The organism is Halalkalibacter wakoensis JCM 9140, from assembly GCF_000513095.1.
GTDB classification, from domain to species: Bacteria; Bacillota; Bacilli; order Bacillales; family Bacillaceae_D; genus Halalkalibacter; species Halalkalibacter wakoensis.
The window spans coordinates 1-5,597 of record NZ_BAUT01000122.1; the positions used below are offsets into that span (position 1 = coordinate 1).

Annotated in this window: 7 protein-coding genes and 1 pseudogene; 3 read left to right on the forward strand and 5 right to left on the reverse strand. The window is 35.9% G+C overall.

Translation table 11 applies throughout. The annotated features are described in order from the left end of the window. Nucleotides 1-214, reverse strand: a 214-nt coding sequence (locus JCM9140_RS24055) for a hypothetical protein (protein WP_156314957.1), incomplete at its 3' end; no start/stop codon positions are given. A gap of 229 nt (nt 215-443) precedes the next feature. On the opposite strand from JCM9140_RS24055, the gene JCM9140_RS21350 reads away from it, so the two are divergent. Together JCM9140_RS21350 and JCM9140_RS25350 are read left to right on the forward strand one after the other, a co-directional pair. Further along, nucleotides 444-1,352 (forward strand): erythromycin esterase family protein, encoded by a 909-nt coding sequence (locus tag JCM9140_RS21350; RefSeq protein ID WP_369384474.1) that lies wholly within the window; start codon nt 444-446, stop codon nt 1,350-1,352. A gap of 17 nt (nt 1,353-1,369) precedes the next feature. Continuing rightward, nucleotides 1,370-1,705 (forward strand): erythromycin esterase family protein, encoded by a 336-nt coding sequence (locus tag JCM9140_RS25350; RefSeq protein WP_369384475.1) that lies wholly within the window; start codon nt 1,370-1,372, stop codon nt 1,703-1,705. 141 nt (nt 1,706-1,846) lie between these two features. Here JCM9140_RS25350 and JCM9140_RS21355 read toward each other — a convergent pair whose 3' ends face one another. The 4 genes and pseudogenes from JCM9140_RS21355 to JCM9140_RS24060 form a co-directional block, all read right to left on the reverse strand. Next, complete coding sequence (locus JCM9140_RS21355) at nt 1,847-2,320, reverse strand: hypothetical protein (protein WP_034751493.1); 474 nt, start codon at nt 2,318-2,320, stop codon at nt 1,847-1,849. A gap of 205 nt (nt 2,321-2,525) precedes the next feature. Further along, complete coding sequence (gene cspD, locus JCM9140_RS21360; protein ID WP_034751496.1) at nt 2,526-2,729, reverse strand: cold-shock protein CspD; 204 nt, start codon at nt 2,727-2,729, stop codon at nt 2,526-2,528. Between the two features lie 698 nt (nt 2,730-3,427). Beyond that, nucleotides 3,428-4,398 (reverse strand): annotated as a pseudogene (locus JCM9140_RS21365) (YbgA family protein). Nucleotides 4,399-4,713: 315 nt separating this feature from the next. Continuing rightward, the gene (locus tag JCM9140_RS24060; RefSeq protein WP_156314958.1) at nt 4,714-4,887 is read right to left on the reverse strand and encodes a hypothetical protein; all 174 of its coding nucleotides are present in this window, start codon (nt 4,885-4,887) and stop codon (nt 4,714-4,716) included. Between the two features lie 354 nt (nt 4,888-5,241). Between JCM9140_RS24060 and JCM9140_RS21370 the strand changes: the two genes are divergently transcribed. Then, complete coding sequence (locus JCM9140_RS21370; RefSeq protein ID WP_034751499.1) at nt 5,242-5,571, forward strand: hypothetical protein; 330 nt, start codon at nt 5,242-5,244, stop codon at nt 5,569-5,571. Nucleotides 5,572-5,597 lie beyond the last annotated feature (26 nt).

Below are 5,597 nucleotides of genomic sequence, written 5' to 3' on the forward strand. Positions count from 1 at the left end.
GGACTTTGTGGTGTATTTCCAGGCGTTTGTTGTATGCCTGATGGAAAGAAGTCCCTTGTAATTCGTGATAAGGAATTTGAGAATGATGAACGTCTTGCTTATGGTCTGTTGTCGTCATTGGGGCAGCTCCACAACCGCACTGACAGCCTGGTAAATGTTGATTTCCACCTGGAAATTGTGGTTGATTCCAAAAGTGATTAGAATGATGACTCATATAAATTGCTCCCTTCAGATACTTGGTTACATACCCATCGTATGCATTTACCTAAAGAGCGTTCATTTATTAAATTGAAAATTTACTCGCCTTTTTCATTTATACGCCTCTATAAATAGACTCATCGTAGGTTCTAAAACCCTTTCTTAATAAAAAACTTCTTAATTGTTACATATTTAAGCCATACTAACAGTGTGTTATCGACCTAAGTTTTTTTAAGGAGGAAGTTATGAACATGAACATTCATACATTGGATTTAAGCGAAGCTATCAAAAAATACGCGACCCGTTTTCATACCATTGAGGACTTACATCCTCTCTTAGAACAAGCAAGTCAAGCTAAATATGTATTATTAGGTGAATCCACTCATGGCACGTCTGAATTTTATTCATTACGAGCAGAAATAAGCAAATGGCTTATTGTCAATCATGGGTTTTCTTTTGTAGCAGTAGAAGGTGACTGGCCTTCTTGCTATAAAGTGAACCGTTATTGCAAAGGACTAACATCGAATTATAGTCATGCGTCTGATGCTCTTACATCATTTCGAAGATGGCCAGAGTGGATGTGGGCAAATGAAGAGATGGTTGGATTTATCGACTGGTTAAAAACGTATAATCATGAAAAACCCTCTTCTAATAAAGTCGGATTTCACGGGATCGACGTTTATAGTTTATGGGAATCAATGGAAGAAATTGTGCGGTATCTAGAATCTATAAACTCTCCTGATATCGCTAAGGCAAAAGCTGCTTTTTCATGTTTTGAACCTTACCATAAAGAGATGCAACTTTATGGCGTCTCCTCGACTTTTTATGGACAGGATTGTTTTGAAGAATTAATGGAGTTACTTCAATCTTTACATGAAAATCGTCATTTGTATGAAGAGGAATCGGAAGGGCAATTACATTTACGTATGAATGCCCTAGCAGTCGAAAACGCAGAAAGATATTACCGCACAATGGTAACAAGTGATTCTGAATCATGGAATATTAGAGACGAACATATGGTAGAAGCTATTGATGAAGTTACACGTCACTACGGACCACAGGCTAAGGGTATTATATGGGAACATAATACACATATTGGTGATGCAAGAGCCACCGATATGCAAGAAGATGGAATGTCAACGTCGGCCAGTTAACAAGGGAAAAATATGGAATGAAGAATGTTTATGCAATTGGTTTTGGAACATATGAGGGATCTGTAATTGCAGCTGAAAAATGGGGAGATCCCGCACAAAACATGCTCGTCCCAAAAGCACGATCAGGTAGTTGGGAACATGAACTTCATTTTGCTGGACCTTTCAACAAGTTCATCATGTTTAACGAGGATAATCACCAATTTTTCACAAAACAAATAGGTCACCGAGCAATTGGTGTCGTTTACCATAATCAATTTGAACATTTAGGAAACTATGTACCATCTATTATGTCAGAACGCTATAATGCGTTTGTTCATGTTGATCAAACAAACGCATTACATCCTCTTACTTGATCGATTCTATATCTTCATACGTCCAATTTTTAACAGTCCCTTTCGAAGTGAGCGCACACAAAGACTGCCAAAAATTTGATTATAAATCAAGGCAATGAAGGGAGTTTTGTTTTACCTTTTTTCATTGCCTTCCTTTAAAGTTTACGCCCGATTGGCATGATTACCATTCGACCTTAACATAGTACGGTTCCACTCAACCGTTAGTTCAGCTAAGCGATCCTTTATTTTTAATGAGGATCTTTCATCTCTCCTTTTCAAACATTCTGATAATTGTTCTAAACAAGTATCGATCTCCCTGTAAATGAGTTCCTTTAACTGTTTGCATGATTCATCCATATCTTGAGAATTTACTTTAACCGAAAAATCAATATCTTGATCTAAAACTTTCAACACATGAGGACTCTTCAGTTTCGCTTCCACTAATTCTAAAAAGCCTTGATGACGTTTGAAGATTAATTTGTTATTCACTTCGCTATTGTAAATATTTAGAATCATCTTTCCATTGTTAAAACCCCAAAATATACGATATTTAGATTGAAGCACCCCATTGATTAATTTATCTAATTGGTTTTTCGGAACAAAAATGGATAGATCATCATAATGTGTTGCTTCCATAAAAAACACCCCTCACATTTAAAATGCGAAAACAGACTTTCTAATATGTATACAAAAATTTAACTAAATATTCGTCTTCCACAAAGAAATGTAAGCCCTTACATAATTATATTCAAGGTTTTGAAAACATGCTAATATTTACATCATTATTTTAACAAAAAAATAAAAACAATGCCTCAAAAATGAGACATTGTTTCTGAACCATTTATAGTTTTACAACATTAGATGCTTGTGGTCCGCGGTCGCCTTCTACGATTTCGAATTCAACAGATTGACCTTCGTCAAGTGTTTTGAAACCGTCACCAGTAATAGCGCTGAAGTGTACGAATACGTCATTTCCGCCTTCTACTTCAATGAAACCGAATCCTTTTTCTGCGTTGAACCATTTAACTGTACCAGTTTGTGCCATGCTTAAAAACCCCAATCTTAAAATAATTTTACTTAATATGCAATCGTATTTACAATCCGAGGTAAATAAAAATTCACATATTATAAGGAACATCAACCAAGAAATGAGTGAATATCCCTTATAACATGTGAATACTGAACTCTTTACTGTGCTGCTAATTGATGCAATTTTGTTGTTTCTAATAGGTAAATATAAGGATCCATCAATCAATCTCCAGACGATGAAAGCCCTACCTCTCGTTCATCCTTGCGGTTCCTTGACCGCGCCAGCTGAATGAAAAGCGCTATCATTTGACTAAAGTTGACGACCATATTTTTATTATAGTTCATTTTTTTTCAAATAGCAAGTAACAAACCAACCTTTTATCGAACATTCATCACGACTTAATCACCAAACTCACACCTGTATCACAACAGAACAAAAGCGGCAGAGCCGTTCAAATAGTCAGCTCTGCCCGCCGCTATTTTTAATTCCGACTATAATAATCATTAATAGATTCAAGGATTGACTGATCCTCCTTTATTTCTAACGGTTTCTTCACAATATCTTTTTCTGCTTTTTGCATAACTTTCATCTCCTTGTTTATGACTTCTGTATGTTTATTATAAATTATCTGTTATATAATAGTCAACAAAAAATTGAATTGTTTGAAAACAACCTTTTTTTCAGTAAAAAAGGCTGACTAATTTTTAGTCAACCTAAGTAAGAGCTCTCCCTTTTCCAGAATCGCTAATAGCAACCAATTCAACTGGATAAGGCTCAAAGTATGTTTGTTTTAATAAATATTGATTTTCAAAGCGATGGCACCATGAATGTAAAATGCCAAGGACACTACTGAGGGGAATTTTTTGATTACGATATTGGTCTAGTACTTGAAAGAAATGATTTTTTTCAGGCTTTGTTAGATGTTTGGAAAAATACCCATAAACATGTTCACATACATTTATATGAGACATCGATCGAACTGGTGTAAGAAACAAATCATGAAGAGCCTGTTCATAGTTCGTCAATAATGAATCAACTGAAACATGTTCTTTGTTTGCTACTATCCTTCCTAATCTTTTCACTTTGCTCTGATCGTAGGCCATAAATAAATACTTATTTTTCGAATGAAACAAAACCAATTCCTTCATACTCTGTTTTTGCTTGACTAAACGAAAATCAGCAATAGTAAACAAATGGGTAAAATAATGTTCTCTTAAAAGAAAATTTCGTAATCTTCCTTCGTCTTCAAGTGGTTTAAGGGGAAATAATGTTTCTACTTGCTTTGCAAATAATCCGCTTGCTGTTCGAACAACTGGTGACTTTTCTATACGAGCATAAACTTTCGCGTCTCCTACTCCACACGTTGGAGAACGATTTTTCAACAAAAACCCATCAACATCCGTTAACCTGCTGAGAAATTCTAATGAAAATTTATTCATTTGCTCAGTAAGATTCTCATTCGTTTTTGGTTGAACTAACTGATCAGTCTCACCAACGGCAATAAGCTTATTACCTCTCTAGGTGAGCCTAGTCCGATCTCAACCTCTGGACAAACAGGTACAAAATCCACATGTTCAGCTAATTTTGCCACTGTTGCATCGTGAATTTTGTCCCCGTTGTATCTGCATGCGGAAAACTCCAAACATTTGCTTACAATTACTTTTGGTCTCGGAAACGTCCGCATACAACCACCTCTTCTAATCACTTTTTGAATATGCACTGAACTGCAATAAATACTCCGCGCTTACCTTAGACAACGACTATTTAAACTATCCCCGATCGTTACAAAATCATCCGCCAAGATGTCATTCGTTTTTGATTGAAGCATGATCATATTTTGGATATTCAGTCTAAATAAACCATACACCGGTATCAACGATATAACAACCGAAACGGTTCATGGCTTCTACGAACTACTTTCTTGTTATTCTGAAGCAGATCCTTTTTATCCTTCCCATAGGAAAAGAGCCTGTAAATTATACAGGCTCATATTCATTAATTACTTTTTTTGTTTGTATAGCTTCATCTTTTCTTCTATCTTTTCTAACTCTTCATCTGCTTCCTTTGCTTGCAAATACTCAATTGTGTGTGACATTTTGTTTCCTAGCATCATAATCCCAAAAAATAACAAGAAAAATAGTGAGAGCGACATAACTAATACCATCGTATACATGAAAGTCCCTCCTTATCTCTTTCATACATCATACGAACGGGACATAACGTTCATGCATACTTTTTCCTACTTGCTTCATACTAGAAGAAACATTTGTAATAACGGAGGTTGATGCATCTTGAAAAAGAGAAATCTTTTCATCTTATTAGGAACCAGTATACTTTTAACAAGTTGCGGAGCCGATTCTGAAGCTAATATTGTCAACGATGTAGAAGAACAGCAGTTTAGATCCCAATATCATGACACCCTGCCCCTCCAAACAATCACGAACAAAACAAACTAAGAGTGCAACGGGATGAAAACCTACAATTATACGCGGATGAGGCTGGCCATTATATAAGTGAGACTGCTACAATGCTAGAAGATCTCGCTTCTTTTTTTGACAGTGGCAATGTGACGTCCACAGACGTCGATCGAACATTATCGAAAATAAATGAAATACGAGATAAAAGTGACCAATTTATAAATACCCAACGCCCTGCTGAGTTTGATGCATTGCATCATGTACACATTTCCACATTAATGGAGATAGATGCATTGGATCGCATTCTGACCGATATGAAAGAACCTATTCATCCTCTGCAAGTAACAAATGCAAGAGTGTACTATGAAAATGCAGTTCTCTCACATAAACTTATGGAGCGGGAATACCTTTCCGTTACAGAAGATTTGGGAATTCATTAATAAAAAGAGCCTCTACTTCGTTCATG